Here is an 18207-nt window from a genome sequence, read left to right on the forward strand (position 1 = left end):
AATAATTACTCTATTCCTTCGCGTTTCATTAATTCGCGAAATTCCTTTTCAGTAATGGGTTTTACCATACCTGTTTTTATTTCCTGAAAACGCCTTTTTGCAATCTCTATGGCTTCCACTTCCGCTATTTGCTCAAAATCTCCTAAAAGATGCTCGAAATCATGCAACATACAATCGAAAGTCTCTTTGGGTATTGTGACAAATTCTCTAATGGGTTGTTCTGTGCTCATGCATCTTATTTATTTACGGATTTTATAAATATGTGTATATCGTACAATCTCGAATAATTTCGTTAAATAACGCAGTTCATGCAATATATCGGCAAATCCTAGTGAATAAACTTATAAATCTAAAACATCCATAATGAATTGCGGGCATTTTCGGACACAATCCGAAAAGCTTTCCGAACTTGTTCGGAATGATATCCGCAATCAAACAATTGGTGAACCCAATGAACAACGACAGACAATTTGAACAAAGAAAAGTTGACTTCGAAACTCTGAAATCAGAAGAAGTGAAATTCAAGAACGACACGCAATTCATCGAAATCGCGCGAAAAAAAGCAAAAACCGATGATGGTGAAAATGAGTTCGTTTCAATATCCCGCGGATACTTTACGCCTCAGGGAGAACGGCGCTTCAGGCGCTCCGTAGCAATACCTTCCGACGCAGGCGTTGTTGAAGGCGTTGCAAACGCTCTAAAAAACATGATGAGTGAATAATCGGATAAATCCGTAGCGCCGCTGCTGAGTGCGGCGGCGCGAATTCTTTTTTCTGATTCTGACATATGCCCGGATATTAATGTATATATACAGAACTGCTAAAATAGATTCATGAAATTCAACAAGCTCATCCCTGAGCTTTCTGTTTTTGACATAAACAAAAGCATCGAGTTTTATACAAAGATTCTTGGCTTCAAAATAGAATATAAACGCGAAGAATGCAAGTTCGCCTTTCTTTCAATGAATGGAAGCCAAATAATGATAGAGCAAGCAAACGGCAATTGGGAAACCGGAAAATTAGAATATCCGTTCGGCAGAGGAATAAACTTCCAAATAGAAGCGAATGACGTCGATTCGTTGGTAAAATCATTGCAAGCACACAAATATCCGATAATGATTATGCCTAAAGAAAATTGGTATCGCGTCGGCAATACATTTTGGGGAAACCGCGAGTTTCTGGTGATGGACCCTGACGGATACTTGCTTCGTTTCTCACAGGATTTAGGCGAAAAACCGCTTTCTTGATGGCTTTAAAAAACTCAATTCACAAGGAGATGTTTATGAACAAAACAAAAAAAACCGAAGACAATGACCATATGCGCTTTGCAGATTTCCAGGGCGATCCAAACATAGGGCTCTTCGGAATTGTAACTGAGAAATACACAGTGCTTCCAGAAGCAGGCATTGACGTAAGCTTTCTTGTCAAAACCGTCGCATACACAACAATAGCCGGAACAAAGCTATGTGGCCTGTTTCTTGCAGGAAACTCTCATGGCCTTATTGTACCTGAAACAATAACTGAACGCGAAATGCACGCCCTAAAAAATGCATTGAAAGGCGTGAATATCCTGAAGTTAAAATCAAAATACACCGCTATCGGAAATCTCATACTCTGCAATGACAAAGGCGCAGTCATAAGCCCACTATTACGCGCTTCAGCCGAAGAAATCGCAGAATGCTTAAACGTAAAAGTCAGCATAGGAAATATGCTTGACCTAGACATTATTGGCGCAATGGGCGTTGCCACAAAAAAAGGATTCCTCCTTGATATGTATGTCGGAGAAGTTGAATTCAAATTTGTTAAAGACGCCCTTGGAGTTGACGGCGACATCGGCACTGTGAATTTCGGCTCAGAATTTGTCAAAAGCGGTATACTTGCCAATTCAAAAGGAATTTTAATCGGAAACGCCACAACAGGACCTGAAACAGCAAGAATTGATGAAGCGCTTGGATTTATTTAATTTAATGTCGGGCGGTTTTTGCCCAAAGCATCAGGTTAATGGCAAAAAAAATCCGTTCGCTTCGCCTTATGAGCCAACGCGTGCTACGCTCTCGGCTTTTTCAACTGAAGGTTGAAAAGCTTAGAGTTCGCAAAGCGAACGAGATGATTTTTATCCAAAGAAAATCCATTCACTTCGTTCAAGGCTTTTAAGCCCAGAGCGCATGTGAATGGCTTAAAATGGAGTATGATAAAAAAATGGACCAAAAAACAATGCAGCAAAAAGCACATGACTTTGAAATGCAAAAAGAGCAAATGAAGCAGATTCAAATGCAAGCAATGCAAATTCAAAAGCAGGCGCAGGAATTTGAGCAGGTAAAACAAAGCCTCAAAGATCTTAAGATCATGACATCTAGGGATGCCAAACTTTCTAAGCCGGACTTAGAAAAAGAGATAAATGACGCATTCATACCGCTTGGAGCAGGCATTTTTGCCTCAGGAAAGATAACTGATTCAAAAGAAGTTCTTGTAATGACTGGCGCAGGAATCGCTGTCAAAAAAAACATAGATGATGCCATTGCATTTCTTGACGGCAAGACAGAAGTACTTACAGCCGCATTCAAAGAGCTTGATTCAGAAGGTAAGAGGATAAGCAAAAGCGCGCAAAACCTGGCGAGCCAAATACAAGACGCATCAAGATAAATTACTTTAATTTAGCCATTCGCGGTTTTTTGCAATTATCCCACATCTCAAGAAGGCGGTTAAGCTTTGCCACGCGCATATCAACAACCCCTGCCTTGATTATCGGGATTTCCCAGTCAAACGCAATAACTGAAATCGTGGAATCTGTTGTTTCTGCTGAGCGATGCGATATCACAGGAACGATTTTATTTTTCTTTGCAATCGATACGAATTCGTGCGCAAGAGTTACCGTGCCCACTTGATTCGGTTTGACAATGACTGAATTGACGGATTTATTCGCCATCGCCATTTTTATCCTTTCAGGATTTGTTGTTGTCAAATCATCCCCACAGATCAGGCATTTTTTACCATGCTTTTTATTCAATTCGGCAAAGCCCTCAAAATCCTCCTCATGCAATGGGTCCTCAGCATAAAACAAATTGTATGTCCTGATTGTATCCGATATAAAATCTATTTGCCCGCCAGAATCAAAAGATTTTTTCATTTTCTGATAAATATATTTTTTTCCATTCCACATGCCGGATGAAGCGACATCCAGCCCAAGCTGACAGCAGTTATTTCCCGCAATGCGGCATATCAAATCAAGCGATTTTTCAAAGGGAATTTTTGCTGTCAGCGCGCCTTCGTCATTTATTCCAACCGCGCAGATTTTCTGGGCTTCTTTTTTCAGCTCATGATACGCGCCAGCCATCCGCTCAATCGCGTCAGGAAAGCTTTTTGACTTCAAGGGACATAAGAGAAATTCCTGTATGTCTGTTGCGCCGCCATGCTTTCCGCCTCCGAAAACATTGCCGAGAGGATATGGAAAAACAGTTTTCTTTTTCCAAGCAGGCTCTTTGTGCAAAAGATTGTAGATTGCAAACGAAACTGCAATTGCAGCGTTTCCGCCGATTCTTGAAAACCCGCGCGTTCCGTCAATTCGCGCAAGCAGCTCATCGATATTTTTTTGCTCAAGTGTTGCGCCGGAAAGTTTTTGAAGAATCGTATTCGCAATTTTTACAGACTCTTGGGCATCAAGAACCTTTGCCTCATGCGCTCCTGTGGATGCGCCCGAAGGCGCCATGCCCTTTCCTAAAAGCCCCGAACCGCTTTCTGCCAAAACTTCAACAGTCCAGTTTCCGCGGCTGTCAAGTATTTTTTGCGCATGAATGCTCTTGAGTGTATCCGTCATAGACATCATTTATTATTCGTATCCGCTTTTTATATACGCGTCTCTCTCAAAAAGAGAGTATAAAAATCGACTGCAATCGAACTGCTCGCGCAAAAACAAAAGGGTTTTTAAAGATTGTCTGCCTAGTGTTATTTATGCGGCTCTGTGAAAGAAAGGTTTTGAACGTCGCATGCTCTGCATGCGGCCATACGACGCGCGTGCCGATACAGCGATTTTATGACGGCTATGAAGGCGCGTTTGTCTGCAACGGATGCGGCGAGCCTCTTGAAAATCTTTTTGACGCCCTTGATGATGAATGATTCTTCAATTGGTGACTTTCTTGGAATTCTTAAAAAAACATCGGGCGCGAATCTTAAAAAAAATAAAAACACCATTCCAAAAAAAGCTGCTTAATATATTCATATTCCTCACAGCATTTACCGCACTCTCACTGCCGCTCCATTTTCTCTTATGGGTGAACTTTGATGCAACGCCGATGCAGGTTATTGTTGCAAGTAGCGTCAAAAAGCTGCTTGAAGCAAGCGGCATCGCGGTTTCGCAAAGCGGACTTTTTCTTTCAATGATTACAAAGACAGGCCCTCTAACAGTGCAGATAATAAAAGACTGTGTAGGATGGAAGTCCGTTCTTGCCCTCTTTGGACTTATTTTTGCGACGCCAAAGATTGAAATGAATAAACGCATATACGGTCTTATTGCGGGCACCCCTATAATTCTTGCGGGAAATATACTGCGCATATATGCAACCATATATGTTACGGTTTATGGGGGCTTGGAATACTGGGAAATTACGCACACATATCTTTGGCAGGAAGGGCTTATAGTTCTCGTCATTGCTACGTGGTATATCTGGCTCAGGATATGCAAGAATAACCGCAGTAAATTAAGTTTTATATAGTATGAAAACGAATAATAGTTATGGCTTTTAGACTGTCTTCTGATAATTCAACTAATTCGCACGTTGATGAAATAACAGAACTAAAAAACCGAATAAAGTTGGTTGAATTAGATATTGAAAAGCGAATGATTTTGATTGAAAAAGCTGCAAAGGAAATGCAAAAAGCCGTCGGTGATGTCGAACAGTTTGAATCTTCCAAAGATTCTGTCCTTGAGATTCAGGAAATGAAAAAAAACCTGCGCGAAATCGAAGATATCGGCCTGATATCAAAGCTTGAAACCATAAACAACAGCGACAAAATTACAGCGGCTACAGATAATATTGAGGAATTAAATGAAAAAATAAAGCTTCTTTCAGATGCCATAGAAATTCTAAGCGAATCAAAAACATCAAATAGCGACAATCAGCCAACCGCATTCAAAGAAATTTCATCAATACAATCTGAAATAGATATGCTAAAAAACGCGTTATCAAAAATGGCTCACTCAATGGCGGACCCGGAGAAACTATCAGAATTTGCTAATCGGATAACCTCTCTTGAGAATGCGGATAATAAAACAAGCGCGGATTTAAAAAAGACGTATGAAGCACACCATGAAAAAATAGCTTTGCTTGAACAGCGCATTTCTTCGGCTTCGGTGCCTGCGGGAATTCCAAATGAAATGAATAAAGACATTGCGCAAATGAAAGAAGAAATCATGCGAATGAAAGGAATTAACAAAGATATAGTAGATTTGCTCGAGACGGTTCCGAAAACGCGCAACATTTCAAATGATGCGAGCATGCAAGACCAGGATATTTCAGATGCGCGTTCAACAATAACCGACCTATCAAAGAAAGTTGCAGAAATAGAAAAAGAAATGAGCTTTGATCGCGCAAGCTATCCTAAAGACATAATGGGCCTTAAAAAAAACATAAGTGAAATAAAGGAAATTCAAAAAGATTTCGCTGAAACTATGGGCTCATTGGCAAAAATAAAAAAAGGAAGCGCGGAACAGCCAAATTATTCTGAAAAACTGAAAAATGTTGAGAATGCGATTGACGCGATTTTCAAAAAAAATGCCGAAATGCAATCATTAAGCAACGAAGTAAAAGCAATAAACAGCGAGATACTCTTGATAAAAAATGTTAAAAACAAGGCACCTTCAAAACCATCCGAAATACCCGGGAACATTATGCAGGATATGTCGTTATTGAAAGGAGAAATCGAAAAATTAAAGGGAGCAAACAAAAAACTCACTGATATAATTGAAATAAATCTAAAGAATCCTGGCAGGCAGGCGGCACCAGAATCTGCGGAAGCAGTAAATCATAACGTGCGTTCTGAAATTGCCGGAATGGCGGTAAAAGTCGATGAGCTCAGCAAGGAAATGAACCTCGATCGCGCAATGTACCCGCAGGATATAGCAAATCTTAAAAAAGACATAAAGACCTTGAAAACAACACAAAGAGACCTTGCGGATACTCTGGAATCCCTTGCAAAGATGAAAAAAGAAAGCATAAACGCAACATATGCCGAAAACAAGATAAAAAACATAGACGAGGTTGTCAAAAGCATTTCCGGAAAAATTTCCGAGATTCCGTCATTCGAAAAGAAATTTAAATCCATTGATTATGAAATGAAGTCCATTAAAGAAACCATGAGCCAACGCGCCGCAACTCCAGCATCCGGCGACAAAACAGAAACACAAACTCATCTTTTAGATGCGGAACAAAAGAAAATTAATGCTCTTGAAAAAACAATCGCAGAGCTCTCAGATAATGTAAACGATCTGCAAAATATGAAAGAAAAAATCAGCGCAATAGATGAAAAGATAAATTCACAAGATCTTGTTTTTGCAAAAGTTGCTCAAAAGAGGGATTCTAAAAAAATCGCAGAGAATGAAATACTGTCAAATAGGATAAAAATAATTGCAGAAGAAAATAATAATTTAAGGCAGGAAATCGAGCAATTGAAACAAATATGCTCTGAAATTATAAAAGAAACCCGAGAGCAACCAATCATCATAGATTAGTACAATCACTCACGGCGCATCAGCCGAAATTAGAAATTCACTGGATGTCTCAGTAATTAAAGATGCCACTAATGTTGTATGATATTCTTAAAGAACCCGAATACTAAATCAAGAAGCCGTAAAGCGCAAAGCGCCCTTGAATATCTGATTGTCGCTTCAATAGCGTTGCTGATGCTAGTCCCTATAATAATTGAAGGGTGGAACTCAACCGCGCAATTAAACAATAACATAAACCTTCAAAAAGCGCGAAATACAGTTTCGCAGATTTCTGATGCTGCAAAAACAGTCTATTTTCAAGGAGATTCTTCGGCCATGACAATATATGTAACTTTTCCGGAAAACATAATTTTTTCTAACGTTTCGGGAAACGAAATATACCTAAGGATGAAAACACGGGATTCGACAACCGATGTCGTTGAATTTTTAGAATTCAATGTTATGGGAAATATCTCAAATATTTCCGGAATGCATAAAATATATCTGGAGGCGCTGCCAAATGCCGTTAACATCACACACAAACAGTAAAGCGCAATCAAGTATCGAATTGCTGCTGTTTTTCTCAATAGCGTTGCTAATGTTTTCAGTAGTTTGTAGCACGATTTTCGAAAAGACAAGAAATGTATATGATTCAAAATCGATTTCCCAAGCCATTGAAATCAGTGAAAAAATAGCCGCGGAAATAAACACAGCCATATCCGAAGGTGATGGATATTCAAAAAACATAACATTGCAAAACGACATCTTTGGAGCAACCTATATTGTTTCGGTAGATAAAGGCAATGTTTTTGTGGTGTGGCGCGGCAAAAACGCGGCTTCCCGCACAATAATCGAAAACGTTACCGGAACGTTTGTTTCAGGAAATAACCGGATAAAAAACAAGGGGGGTTTTATCATTGTTAATTAATCGGTATCTAAAAAGAAGATCATCTAAGAAAGGCCAAATGTTTGGCACGGATTTTTTAATAAGTGCAATTTTATTCATAGTGATAGTATTCGCATCCATTGAATTGTGGAACTCTGCTTCTGTAAAATACTCAATCGGCGATTCACACGAGTTGATGCAGAAAAAGGCGATTTCCATAACTGATGCATTAATCAAGACTGGGGGGAGTCCGAACAACTGGACGAATGAAACTGTAAAACTCATAGGGATTTCAGAAAAAACAGTTCAAGTACTCAATCGTAAAAAGCTTGCGGAAATGAAAAACATCAGCTACATTGATTTGAGATCTATTTGGGGCATCTCAGATTATGAAGTATATCTGGTATTTAAAAATTCAACAGGAAATGCAATAACTCTTGATGGAGAATTACTCGAATATGGGCTAAAGCAATCGAATCAAAAAAACCTTATACCGTTCAAGCGCCTAGTACTCATAAACGATTCGGGAAATCTTATAAGCAGCGTCATGATATTAATTATCTGGAGGTAACTATATGAGATGGTCATTTAAGCACAGAAAAGGCGTATTCTTTACATTCGACGCTCTGGTAGCGATATCTCTTTTGCTTATCGCATTTTCATACCTTGCTGCAATACCCACCGCAAAAACATTTCAAAAATCAGAGTATCAGCAAATGCATTATCTTGCTGATGATGCCATACAGGCATTTTCAAACACTAAGTTCTCTTCAATAAATGAGACAATAAGAGATGAAATAATGGCGCTTCCGAGGCTTTCCGGCGAAGATATTATGAATAAAAGCGTGATTGAAGCCATCGGCCTCATATGGAGCGTATACAACGAAACAGAATACGAGAGAAACTATTCCGCAAATATCACGCGGGATTTTTTTGGCCCGCTTCTTGCTGGAATGAATTATTCATTAAAAATTGGGGATTATAAAAGCACAACCCCGGTGCAGATATATTCTTCAACAGGTACTCTGCCAAGCCAAGAAACAAGAAAACAACAAACATCTACATTCCGCATCATTTCGGGATATAAGGAAAAAAGCCCCCACACTGGTTTTGTCGCAAGGGCATATGTGACGGGAGCTGCCAAAAAAACGCAAAGCTACATATATTTCGGCGGATTTGAAGGAAACGGAAACATAACAAAACTACTGGAACTTCCAAGCATTATAAACACAATACAGGGCGCATACCTTGAAATGGACACAGAATCAAATTTCACGATTTTCGTAAACGGCATTTATTCCGGAAAGTATAATGTCAGCTCCAGTGTACCTTTGCGCGCAAAAAACTGGACCATGCCTTCAATATATCTTTCCGAATTTATGCCGGGCCAAAATAACATTACCGTTGCGTTTGACGACATCAACAAGGCTTATGTCGGCGGAGGATTTATTCGCGTAAACTACAATACTGCGCAAATGGACACAGCAGAATTAAAAATAAATCCTGATGGAAACGTGACCGAAAAATATATATTCCCGGGAATTAATGGATTGATAAATGTCTATTCTTCATTTTATGTTCCAGGAATACTGAAATCCCTCGGCATCCAGCTGCATTATTTAAGCGAATATAATGTGTTCCTAAACATAGGGAATGTCTCGGTTTATTCGAACGGCTCAAATGTTTCAAAATACATTTATCTGAACAACACATACCTAAATTCACTGCTTAATTATTCATTATTCAATCAGACAATGCCGATACGATTAGGAACAAATGCTGTCAGCGGAATGAATGATGGAAGCGACGCAATATTGATAACTGATGTTTCTGGAAGTATGGGGTGGTGGATGGCAAATGACAACACAAATGGAGTGAATCGAAATTGCAGCGACCCTCTTTTTTCAGCGCCCGACACCAGCAGAATCAGCGTAGCAAAATGTGCCGACGAAGAGTTTATAAATAATATTTTAGGAACGCCCGGGCAAAAAATAGGGCTTGTAAATTATTCAACAATGACGCGGGGCGTGGTGAATCTTACAGACAACAGTACGCTACTAATAGCTAAGATAAACAGCTATATCGATGATTCGTCAACATGTATGTCGTGCGGCATCATAAACGCCACAAACATACTGGCTGCAACAATTAATATAACAACAAAAATTGCCAATAAGAGCGCGTGGCTCTACAACGACAGCTTCTTATTATCGGCGCCTCCAATTGATGCAGATGGAAGAAATTGGACGCATATAAACTACTCGCTTGAAAGTTCGTGGAAAAGCGGAAATGCAGTCTTTGGAAACGGCAAACACAACATACAAAAAACAACAGAAATTCTTGGCGGAATTACTGCACTATATCCGGACCTTTGGGATATGGCTGCTGATAAATCAACGCCTGAAATCGACTTCACAACAGGAATGAATTATACATTTAATACTTTCGGGCTTGGCGCCGGCAACGACGGCTGGGACTGGGGCGCAGACTATGGCAATGACAGCGCCCTTGCAAGGAATACATACAATGTTATAAACGGGCGCCTGGTTTATTCGACAACTTTAGCCGGCACAAATCAATGCAATGCTTTTGATTGCTCTGGAGGGTATGGAATACAAATAAACATTACGAACGAACAATATGCCTTTATTTCTTCAGGAGGTGTCGCAAATATATCTTTCCAGTATTGGTGGGCTCCAACACAAACAACATTTGAAAGCACTGATGAAGTATGGATTAAAGGCAGCTGGACCGAACCCGGTCCGGTAGCGCATTATTTTGGAACCGAACAGTCAGGCGCCAATGGGGATTCAACGCCGGAAATAGCGCGCGGAAACAATCCTGACAATACCATCACAGGAACATATAATCAGGATATTACTTCGTGGATAGCCGGCCCGGGCGCATATTATCTTGATTTCGGCGGAAAATTAATGGCGAATGCAAATAATGAGCGCGGAAATTTCAGCTTCGACAATATATTGCTGGAAATAAATAATTATTCAAATACGAATAATTCAGTTTATTTCAGGAAGAACTTTACAATATCGGACATAAATGCATTCGGAAAGGGGCTTATACACACATTATCCGGAGATTCTGCCGAAGTATATCTTAATGGAGCGCTGATTTTCAACAATACCGGTTCAGAGGGTGTCTCTTGGTATGCAACTATAATAAATCGCAAAAATTTCAAGCAGGACGACAACATAATTGCTGTAAAACTTTACACGCTGGCAAAGCACCCTTCACGATTCGACCTTATGCTTTTTGCGATAAATGAATCAAGAAACAAAGCCATGCTTGTTATGAGCGACGGCGTTATAACTGCAGACATAACTCCATACACAACCGCACTAACATCTGCACAGATTATTGCGAACGGATCATTTTCAACATCCGAAACCCATGCAATAAACCGTTCATGCTATGCTTATGAAAATTACGGAATTATCTCTCATGCAGTCGCTTTCAGCTCCGCGGCAGATAATGCAACATTAAAAGCGATAGCTGACTGCGGCCATGGCAATTTTTATTCAAGCAGCAACGCGGATGAATTAATGCAAATCTATAAAGACATAGCAAACAACATCATCTCATATTCCACACAAACCGCCGAAATAAGCGGAGATGCGCCTGCAGCAAAGCTTTATACGGACTCATTCATAGAATACAACTACACCCCATACATCAATAATACTTATGGAAATATCTCACTCACGTTTGAAAGTGAAACATTTGGAAATTCAACAGGAAATTATTCTGTAGAAAGCCCAAAAAACGGCTCGTATAATATAACTTCGAAAATGGCCGTTATCGACGTTAAGGCAACATCATATTCTTCGAATTATTGGACAAGCACGCTTGAAACAAACAGCACCTCGGGGCAATGGAAGGCTGCATTCAATCTCAGCAAATTTGGAAACGCATACTTATCTCTCGGAGATCCTTTTATAGTGTATGTTCCGGCATCAGATGTAAAAGCTGGCGAAATGAATTATGTCCGCATAAACACTGCCAGTAATGCTACAAGCCCGCGTGGCGGATCTCCGGACAACAAAATTATCTACACCATAAAAATTGATGGATCTGTCGGATATGGAAACACATTTGCAACACTTGAGAATGCCACTGAAGACGCAATAAAGAGGCTCAATGATCGCCTTCTCGAACTTGGAATAACTGTAACAAACGTCAATACGGGATCTCAAAATGTTGGGAAGATTCCATGGATGTGGGGCCCGGCAATAATGACTTTAGAGGTATGGAAATGAAAAAAAATAAATTCCGAAAAGGATTTATATACACTCTATACACCATTTTATTTCTTTCAGCTTTGATGCTGTTTTTATCGATGCAAAAATCTGAAAATAGCGGTTCGGAACTCGCCGAAAAAATAAGGGCTGATAAGATTTTAAGTTTTGAGAAAGCAATTTCAAATGACATAAATCGCGGAGTATACATATCTGGAAAGCGCGCGCTCCTTTCACTTGATAACATTCTAATTAATGGAAATGGCACATTTTCTTCACAAGCAAATGCCAGCATAGGGGAGCTTATAAGGAATGGATCGCTAGAAGGGGCGCCTGCAGAGATAATGGAAAACAGCACCATCATTAATTGGACTCAATCAATTAGTACGATAAGCAGCAGACAAAAAATTGACGCATTGTTTGATGTCGAAAACATATTAATAAATTCTGCATCAGCATTTGAAATATCTGCGAAAATCAATATCTCCATATATCTCTATGACCCATTTACAAAAATAGAATACAACAGAACAATAGAAGCTGTACAGAACATACCCATATATCAACTCGAAGACCCTTATATTGCAATAAAAAGCTTTGGAACTATTTCAAATACTTTCAGCAAATGTTCCTCAATTAAGGGATTGGCGTATGAAGGTATTTGGACTTATGGAAAAATATATTCATCTAATGAAAGTTCTTTTCCAGCAGATCCCGTATGGAGAAACGAGCGCATCCTTGTGACAAACGGCACTGAAGGAAAGGATTACAGCAGCTTTAGAGGCGTAGTAGTTGAAAACGCCACAGATGCTGTCAGCGGCGTGCCATATATCAAAGGAATTGCCAATGCTGTGGCGCTTTCAAAAACAGACACCTATGCAGCATTATCAAACAACACATTATGGCTTGCCAACGGAACATCGTGCTATTTTGAATCGCCTTTAGGGCCATCATTTTTTGACAGGTTTGAAGGACGGGATGAACTATCTGCAAAATATGCGCTGCCGGATGCAATGGCTGGACTTGGAGCGTTCATATTAACTTTTGACAAAGGCTGGTGCCTTGACTACAAATATTATTACAGCGGAAATTGCTTTTAAATAATCCGAAAACCAAATATGTAATAGGGATTCTTTTGGAAACTATCGGCGAGATAAAAACAGGAATAGATCGATTTCTGGATCTCATTAACACAGACGGAGAAACAAAAATTGATATAGCGGCAAAAAAACTTGGAGTTCCTTCAGAAACTATAGAGATTTGGGCGGAAATACTTCAACAAGATAATCTTATAGATATAGATTATGACAGTTTCGGAAAGATGACTACAAAGCCAAAGGTTTCTGAACAGACTAATAAAATAGCTGGAGAAAAACATCCGGTAGTGGAGCAAAAAGAAGAAAAAGGCCGCGGTTTTTCAATACTCAAAAACCTGAAAAAAAAATCAGCATGGAAAAAAAACCGCGAAACAAAAAACAAAGAACGTTACCTAAAAAGGCTCAAGCTACCGGCAAAAAATGAAAAAAGCGCGCCAAAGGAAAATGTGCTTTCCAAGATATTGAAACGCCTTGGGATGAAAAAACAAAAATAGCTAAAGGTGCGAATATGTTGTGCTTGACTGAATTTAAATCGCGCAAAATTCTAAAGGATTGCGGGTTTATTCTGCCAAAGGCATTTTTAGCAAAAAACGCCAACTCGACAGAGAAATATGCAAAAAAAATCGGATACCCTGTTGTCCTAAAGATAATGAGCTCGGACATCGTGCATAAAAGCGATTATGGATGTGTAAAAACAGGCATAACAAACAGGTCAGAAGCAAAATTTGCATATCACGCAATCATAAATAATGCCCTTAACCGCAATATTGCGGCAAAAATCGACGGGGTGTCTGTAGAAGAAACACTTTCAGGAGTGGAACTTATAGTTGGCGCAAAACAGGATCCTCAATTCGGTCCGATAATTCTTTTCGGCATTGGCGGCGTATTTGTCGAAATCTTAAAAGACGCAGCAATAAGGCTCGCACCCATAAAACGAAAGGATGCAAAAGAAATGATTTCTGAGATAAAAGGCCATAAGCTCCTTGAAGGATATCGCGGAATGCCGCAGGTAAATCTTGCGGCAGTTGAAGACGCGCTTCTTGCGGCATCAAAACTGATCTGCAAACATGTGGAAATAATGGAAATGGATATAAATCCGCTGTTTGCAAATGAAAAGAAAGCGGTTGTAGGAGACGCACGAATTATAATACGTTGACGTAAATAGCACCGATGAATACTCGACATCATCGCCCCCCGGCGCTTACTCCGGCAATATTTGTCGTAATGTCTTCAGGATACATTCCAAGATTCTGCTTTATCATGTCAATAACCTTGAAATAATACTCCTTGCTCTGGTCAAAAAGCTTTTTTCTTGTGCGATTATAGAATAGGTATGAAAACGTCCACCAGAATCCCTGCTGAATGGCATGCGCATAGGTGAATTCCGTTATGAGCCAGCCTTTGACCTTGATTCTTACAGAGCCGCGCTTTGTCTGAAGGTCTTGCTGCCCCCATGCATTGACCTCAATCCACATCTGAGTCCATTTATCATAAGTCTTAAAAGCAGCCCATTTTCCCTGAAAAGAGCCGTCTGTCGAATCCCATCGAAGCTGCGTCTCTGCAAGCTTTGGCGAATCAAGCTCCATAATGCGCTGTATTGAAGGAAGCACCACCTTAAGGAGCTTGGCGGGGTGGTCGCCGGTATAATTCATTATTCTAAGATCTCTCAGAGGCTCCAAAAGATCTTTGTATGCGAGTTTCTCCATTTCAACAATAAAATATCACCCTATTAATGATTCAGGCCATCAGAGACATTGTGCTCCGCCCTGCTTTTGTCGCAAAATTCGATTATCCGCTTTTCAAGAGCAGCCCAAGCCTCTCTTGATTGAATAAGATAATCCCAGCGTTTCTTATGATAGAACGTATTGTGCCAGAATGTCCGCGCCATTTCATAAAATATGCTCTGCTGCAGTATGCTGTCCTGCGGATATTCTGTGATAAGCCGGGGCTTAAGTATTATGGTTATGCTGCCGTCATTGTCATTATAGTCTCCTTTAAAATTAACGTCAAAACGAAGGTGAGTGAAATCGTCGAATTCCTTTATCGCGCGCCACTCAATCCGGAATTTTTCCTTGCCGTCCTTTGTTTCCCAGTTGTAAGCCATTTCGTGCAAATCCATTGGGCTGATGCCAAGAACATCTATTGATACTTTTTTCAGAAATGTGTAAAACGCTTTTACATTTGCACCTGAATAATTTATGACACTGTCCTTATCAGGATAGCGCACATATTCGTACAGCTCCAGCTTCGACTTTGCCCAGACCATAGGTTCACTGATATAATATTTGTCGATAGTTATTTATATAGTCCGGCAAAGCTTGCGTTCTAAGTGCGCCATAAACGCTCCAATTAATCGCAGCAACAACAGCATTTTTTCTCTTTTGTTTTCTCAGCCGTTACAGCTTTCTTTTTTGCATTCGCCATGTTTTTCACCTCCGTCATCGTATTTTAATGGGATTTCTTACCCAGAAAAGATAGCCTGCTGATGCAAGAACAAAATATCCGAAAAAGAAATTAAGAAGAGAAAAAACTATTGCTTTCTCGCTTTCAATGCCAATAAATGACATTAAAAAGACGATTGTTGCCTCGCGCGTGCCAAGGCCGGCCACAGTTACCGGAATCAGCTCTACAAGAGCAACAACACTCATTATAAAAAGCAGCGAAAAATAAGATATGCTTATTTCAAGAGATTTGGCTATCATCAAAGCCTGAATCACCGAAAACATCCATATCAGCGCACTTAATATGAGAACAAAAATGATGCGGGCTTTGAGCTTAAGCGCGGATCTCGCGGATTCAATAAAATCTGAGGCTCCCGACTTAAGGTAAGTGCGGTATTTTTCAGGAACAAAATGCCTCAAAAGAACGCCTGAAATCCTGCGATAGTATTTCTTTGCAATAACTGCACAAGCGATAATAGCTGCTGCTGCAAGCGCGACCAGCGGCTTTGTCACGCCAAATGGCTCGCCAAAGGCCGCGAACCCGATAAATGCGAAAAAAAGAACTGCGAAAACATCAGTTATCCTATCAAGAAAAACTGCGCCGATAGATTTGCTCTTTTTCTCATCAAGATATGCAATCTTTACAAAATCGCCAACTCTTCCCGGAGTTGCAGCACCTACTGAAAAACCTATCAGCCAGGTTTCAATTGCGCTAACTATGCTTGTTCGTATCCCGAATAACCCAAGCGACATGCGCCATTTCAGGCCTTTAAGGATAACAGTTATTGTCAGAATGATAAAAAAGCCAAGCACATATACGGGATTTAAAGAAAGCGCGGCTTCCTTGATTTTAATGAATTCTATTTTGCTGAAAAGATAAGCAAGTATGGCTGCTCCGACAACAAATGCCATAATGCGCCCGGGCTTCATAATTATTTTTCGAAGCTATGCTTTATATATTGCGCGCAACACACCCCAAACAAGGCAGAAAGTACAATTTATATAATTTAGCGCACTGCTTATTACTATGATAGGCATAATACCTGCGGCAGGAAAAGGAACCCGCCTGAAACCGATAACCGACGCAATTCCAAAAGAGCTCCTGATATGCGGAAGCAAACCGCTGATTGAGCATGCTCTTGATTCTATGAACGCCATAGGAATAAGCCGCGTATGCATTGTTACAGGCCATAAAAAGGGGCCTCTTATGGATTTTATCAAAGACGGCGCTCTTTACAACATCGATGTCGACTATGTTTACCAGACACATGCGCTCGGCCTGGGACACGCGATTCTTTGCACAAAAAACAAGATCCATGATGGCGAAAAAGACCTTTTTGTATTAAATGGCGATACTGTAATAGAACCGAAAAGCGTTCTTACGGAAATGGCAAAAACCCATAAAAAAGAAAAACCAATAGCTACATTACTCATTCATGAAGTAGCAGATCCCAAACGCTGGGGTATTGCAAAGCTTGACGGATTTAACGGCAATATCGCCGAAGTGAAAAAGCTGTTTGAAAAGCCGCAAAACGAAAATGAATGGAAAGAATTCGCGCAAAACGGCAAGTATTATGCGATTGTCGGCGTGTACTGCCTGAACCAGAAAATGTACGATTATCTTGAAAAAACAAAAGCTGGACGCGGTGGAGAAATACAGCTTACCGATGCAATTGAACTCGCAATCAAGAACAAGGAAAAAGTCATTGCGATGAAATTCGACGGTTCCTGGCTGGATATAGGGGCTCCAAAAACATTTTTAATGGCACAGTGGGAATATTTCAAAAATAAGAAAGAGGATGATATCCTTGCTCTTGCCGCAGAGTGGGACGCACACGCATCAAAAGCCGGCCGGATGGAGTGAACCTATGGAAACAATAATCATTACCGGAGGCGCAGGATTTATCGGCAGCCACCTTTGTGACGCGCTTGTGAATAATTATAAAGTGATATGTATAGATAATTTTATCACGGGAAGGCGAAAAAATGTGGCGCATTTGAGTTCAAACAAAAATTTCGTTCTTATTGAACATGACGTGACAAAGCCAATGAAAATAACTGAAAACGTAAAATACATATTTCACTTGGCATCGCCGGCATCGCCTATTGATTATCAGCTAAGGCCCATAAAAACTATGCTTGCAAACTCATTCGGAGCATACAATATGCTTGAGCTGGCAAAAGAAAAAAACGCACGAATTCTCCTAGCATCTACCTCAGAAGTGTATGGCGATCCAAAAGAACACCCTCAAAAAGAAACATATTGGGGTAATGTTAATCCAATAGGTCCGCGGAGCTGCTATGATGAATCAAAAAGATTTGCAGAAGCGCTTGCAATGAGCTATCTGAAAGAGCATAAGGTAGATATTCGGCTTGCACGAATTTTTAACACATACGGTCCAAGGATGCGGGAAAACGATGGTCGTGTAATACCTAATTTTATTTCACAGGCACTCCAAAACCAACCCATAACCGTATATGGTAATGGAAGCCAAACAAGAAGCTTCTGCTATGTTTCGGATTTAGTAAATGGATTAAAAAGATTCATGTTCAAAGAGTCTCTTTCAGGAGAAGTGATAAATCTGGGGAATCCGGAAGAGTGCACGATTCTTGAAACTGCAAAAACCGTAAAACAGATTATCGGCAATTCTTCAGAAATATCATTTAAAGAACTGCCGCAAGATGATCCTCTCAGAAGAAATCCGGACATAAGCAAAGCAAAAAAAATCCTTTCATGGCAGCCAGAAATTTCTTTTGACGAGGGCCTGAGAAAAACAATCCCTGCATTCAAATCCGCAAAGATATAAAAAGTTAGAGAACATCATCAGGTC

General features: G+C 40.1%; 21 protein-coding genes. 16 read left to right on the forward strand and 5 right to left on the reverse strand.

Annotated elements, in window-relative coordinates; translation table 11 throughout:
• Positions 1–5 precede the first annotated feature (5 nt).
• Positions 6–230, reverse strand: a complete 225-nt coding sequence (locus tag KKB09_07555) for a hypothetical protein (GenBank protein MBU4301042.1) — start codon at positions 228–230, stop codon at positions 6–8.
• A gap of 221 nt (positions 231–451) precedes the next feature.
• Between KKB09_07555 and KKB09_07560 the strand changes: the two genes are divergently transcribed.
• The 4 genes from KKB09_07560 (at position 452) to pfdA (ending at position 2642) form a co-directional block, all read left to right on the forward strand.
• Positions 452–721 (forward strand): hypothetical protein, encoded by a 270-nt coding sequence (locus KKB09_07560; protein MBU4301043.1) that lies wholly within the window; start codon positions 452–454, stop codon positions 719–721.
• A gap of 111 nt (positions 722–832) precedes the next feature.
• Positions 833–1246, forward strand: coding sequence for a VOC family protein (locus tag KKB09_07565; protein MBU4301044.1), 414 nt, complete (start codon positions 833–835; stop codon positions 1244–1246).
• A gap of 35 nt (positions 1247–1281) precedes the next feature.
• Positions 1282–1962, forward strand: coding sequence for a translation initiation factor IF-6 (locus tag KKB09_07570; protein ID MBU4301045.1), 681 nt, complete (start codon positions 1282–1284; stop codon positions 1960–1962).
• 218 nt (positions 1963–2180) lie between these two features.
• On the forward strand, positions 2181–2642 hold the full coding sequence (pfdA, locus tag KKB09_07575) for a prefoldin subunit alpha (protein MBU4301046.1): 462 nt from the start codon (positions 2181–2183) through the stop codon (positions 2640–2642).
• 1 nt (position 2643) lies between these two features.
• On the opposite strand, the gene KKB09_07580 is transcribed toward pfdA, so the two are convergent.
• Complete coding sequence (locus tag KKB09_07580; GenBank protein MBU4301047.1) at positions 2644–3813, reverse strand: hypothetical protein; 1170 nt, start codon at positions 3811–3813, stop codon at positions 2644–2646.
• Between the two features lie 134 nt (positions 3814–3947).
• On the opposite strand from KKB09_07580, the gene KKB09_07585 reads away from it, so the two are divergent.
• From KKB09_07585 to KKB09_07630, 10 genes are all read left to right on the forward strand, one after another.
• Positions 3948–4112: a hypothetical protein gene (locus KKB09_07585; protein MBU4301048.1), complete on the forward strand. Its 165-nt coding sequence runs from the start codon at positions 3948–3950 to the stop codon at positions 4110–4112.
• A gap of 20 nt (positions 4113–4132) precedes the next feature.
• Entirely contained in the window at positions 4133–4708 is a 576-nt protein-coding gene (locus tag KKB09_07590) for an archaeosortase/exosortase family protein (GenBank protein ID MBU4301049.1), read from the forward strand.
• Positions 4709–4728: 20 nt separating this feature from the next.
• Positions 4729–6723: a hypothetical protein gene (locus KKB09_07595; GenBank protein MBU4301050.1), complete on the forward strand. Its 1995-nt coding sequence runs from the start codon at positions 4729–4731 to the stop codon at positions 6721–6723.
• Between the two features lie 78 nt (positions 6724–6801).
• Positions 6802–7248: a hypothetical protein gene (locus KKB09_07600; GenBank protein ID MBU4301051.1), complete on the forward strand. Its 447-nt coding sequence runs from the start codon at positions 6802–6804 to the stop codon at positions 7246–7248.
• A complete protein-coding gene (locus KKB09_07605; protein MBU4301052.1) occupies positions 7220–7627 on the forward strand; it encodes a hypothetical protein in 408 nt (135 codons plus the stop codon). Before KKB09_07600 ends, KKB09_07605 begins: the two co-directional genes overlap by 29 nt.
• A 37-nt stretch (positions 7628–7664) precedes the next feature.
• Positions 7665–8156 (forward strand): hypothetical protein, encoded by a 492-nt coding sequence (locus tag KKB09_07610; protein ID MBU4301053.1) that lies wholly within the window; start codon positions 7665–7667, stop codon positions 8154–8156.
• A gap of 4 nt (positions 8157–8160) precedes the next feature.
• Positions 8161–11859: a hypothetical protein gene (locus KKB09_07615; protein MBU4301054.1), complete on the forward strand. Its 3699-nt coding sequence runs from the start codon at positions 8161–8163 to the stop codon at positions 11857–11859.
• The gene (locus KKB09_07620; protein ID MBU4301055.1) at positions 11814–12938 is read left to right on the forward strand and encodes a hypothetical protein; all 1125 of its coding nucleotides are present in this window, start codon (positions 11814–11816) and stop codon (positions 12936–12938) included. Before KKB09_07615 ends, KKB09_07620 begins: the two co-directional genes overlap by 46 nt.
• Positions 12939–12973: 35 nt before the next feature.
• Complete coding sequence (locus tag KKB09_07625) at positions 12974–13429, forward strand: hypothetical protein (GenBank protein MBU4301056.1); 456 nt, start codon at positions 12974–12976, stop codon at positions 13427–13429.
• 14 nt (positions 13430–13443) lie between these two features.
• The gene (locus KKB09_07630) at positions 13444–14091 is read left to right on the forward strand and encodes an acetate--CoA ligase family protein (GenBank protein MBU4301057.1); all 648 of its coding nucleotides are present in this window, start codon (positions 13444–13446) and stop codon (positions 14089–14091) included.
• A 28-nt stretch (positions 14092–14119) separates the two neighbouring features.
• Here KKB09_07630 and KKB09_07635 read toward each other — a convergent pair whose 3' ends face one another.
• The 3 genes from KKB09_07635 to KKB09_07645 form a co-directional block, all read right to left on the reverse strand.
• Complete coding sequence (locus KKB09_07635; GenBank protein ID MBU4301058.1) at positions 14120–14641, reverse strand: hypothetical protein; 522 nt, start codon at positions 14639–14641, stop codon at positions 14120–14122.
• Positions 14642–14664: 23 nt separating this feature from the next.
• Complete coding sequence (locus tag KKB09_07640; protein MBU4301059.1) at positions 14665–15201, reverse strand: hypothetical protein; 537 nt, start codon at positions 15199–15201, stop codon at positions 14665–14667.
• 172 nt (positions 15202–15373) lie between these two features.
• Complete coding sequence (locus KKB09_07645; protein ID MBU4301060.1) at positions 15374–16306, reverse strand: flippase-like domain-containing protein; 933 nt, start codon at positions 16304–16306, stop codon at positions 15374–15376.
• 97 nt (positions 16307–16403) lie between these two features.
• Between KKB09_07645 and KKB09_07650 the strand changes: the two genes are divergently transcribed.
• Together KKB09_07650 and KKB09_07655 are read left to right on the forward strand one after the other, a co-directional pair.
• Positions 16404–17240 carry a nucleotidyltransferase family protein gene (locus KKB09_07650; GenBank protein ID MBU4301061.1) on the forward strand — a complete coding sequence of 279 codons (837 nt, stop codon included), beginning with the start codon at positions 16404–16406 and terminating at the stop codon, positions 17238–17240.
• Between the two features lie 4 nt (positions 17241–17244).
• Positions 17245–18183: an SDR family oxidoreductase gene (locus tag KKB09_07655; protein MBU4301062.1), complete on the forward strand. Its 939-nt coding sequence runs from the start codon at positions 17245–17247 to the stop codon at positions 18181–18183.
• Positions 18184–18207: the final 24 nt, after the last annotated feature.

The organism is Nanoarchaeota archaeon (assembly GCA_018897155.1).
In the GTDB taxonomy this organism is placed as follows: domain Archaea; phylum EX4484-52; class EX4484-52; order EX4484-52; family LFW-46; genus LFW-46.

Bases quoted from the DNA above. Each gene is read 5' to 3' on its own strand.
- KKB09_07555 (MBU4301042.1), bottom strand. From the start codon at position 230: ATGAGCACAGAACAACCCATTAGAGAATTTGTCACAATACCCAAAGAG.
- KKB09_07560 (MBU4301043.1), top strand. From the start codon at position 452: ATGAACAACGACAGACAATTTGAACAAAGAAAAGTTGACTTCGAAACT.
- KKB09_07565 (MBU4301044.1), top strand. From the start codon at position 833: ATGAAATTCAACAAGCTCATCCCTGAGCTTTCTGTTTTTGACATAAAC.
- KKB09_07570 (MBU4301045.1), top strand. From the start codon at position 1,282: ATGAACAAAACAAAAAAAACCGAAGACAATGACCATATGCGCTTTGCA.
- pfdA (MBU4301046.1), top strand. From the start codon at position 2,181: ATGGAGTATGATAAAAAAATGGACCAAAAAACAATGCAGCAAAAAGCA.
- KKB09_07580 (MBU4301047.1), bottom strand. From the start codon at position 3,813: ATGACGGATACACTCAAGAGCATTCATGCGCAAAAAATACTTGACAGC.
- KKB09_07585 (MBU4301048.1), top strand. From the start codon at position 3,948: ATGCGGCTCTGTGAAAGAAAGGTTTTGAACGTCGCATGCTCTGCATGC.
- KKB09_07595 (MBU4301050.1), top strand. From the start codon at position 4,729: ATGGCTTTTAGACTGTCTTCTGATAATTCAACTAATTCGCACGTTGAT.
- KKB09_07600 (MBU4301051.1), top strand. From the start codon at position 6,802: ATGATATTCTTAAAGAACCCGAATACTAAATCAAGAAGCCGTAAAGCG.
- KKB09_07605 (MBU4301052.1), top strand. From the start codon at position 7,220: ATGCCGTTAACATCACACACAAACAGTAAAGCGCAATCAAGTATCGAA.
- KKB09_07610 (MBU4301053.1), top strand. From the start codon at position 7,665: ATGTTTGGCACGGATTTTTTAATAAGTGCAATTTTATTCATAGTGATA.
- KKB09_07615 (MBU4301054.1), top strand. From the start codon at position 8,161: ATGAGATGGTCATTTAAGCACAGAAAAGGCGTATTCTTTACATTCGAC.
- KKB09_07620 (MBU4301055.1), top strand. From the start codon at position 11,814: ATGGATGTGGGGCCCGGCAATAATGACTTTAGAGGTATGGAAATGAAA.
- KKB09_07630 (MBU4301057.1), top strand. From the start codon at position 13,444: ATGTTGTGCTTGACTGAATTTAAATCGCGCAAAATTCTAAAGGATTGC.
- KKB09_07635 (MBU4301058.1), bottom strand. From the start codon at position 14,641: ATGGAGAAACTCGCATACAAAGATCTTTTGGAGCCTCTGAGAGATCTT.
- KKB09_07640 (MBU4301059.1), bottom strand. From the start codon at position 15,201: ATGGTCTGGGCAAAGTCGAAGCTGGAGCTGTACGAATATGTGCGCTAT.
- KKB09_07645 (MBU4301060.1), bottom strand. From the start codon at position 16,306: ATGAAGCCCGGGCGCATTATGGCATTTGTTGTCGGAGCAGCCATACTT.
- KKB09_07650 (MBU4301061.1), top strand. From the start codon at position 16,404: ATGATAGGCATAATACCTGCGGCAGGAAAAGGAACCCGCCTGAAACCG.
- KKB09_07655 (MBU4301062.1), top strand. From the start codon at position 17,245: ATGGAAACAATAATCATTACCGGAGGCGCAGGATTTATCGGCAGCCAC.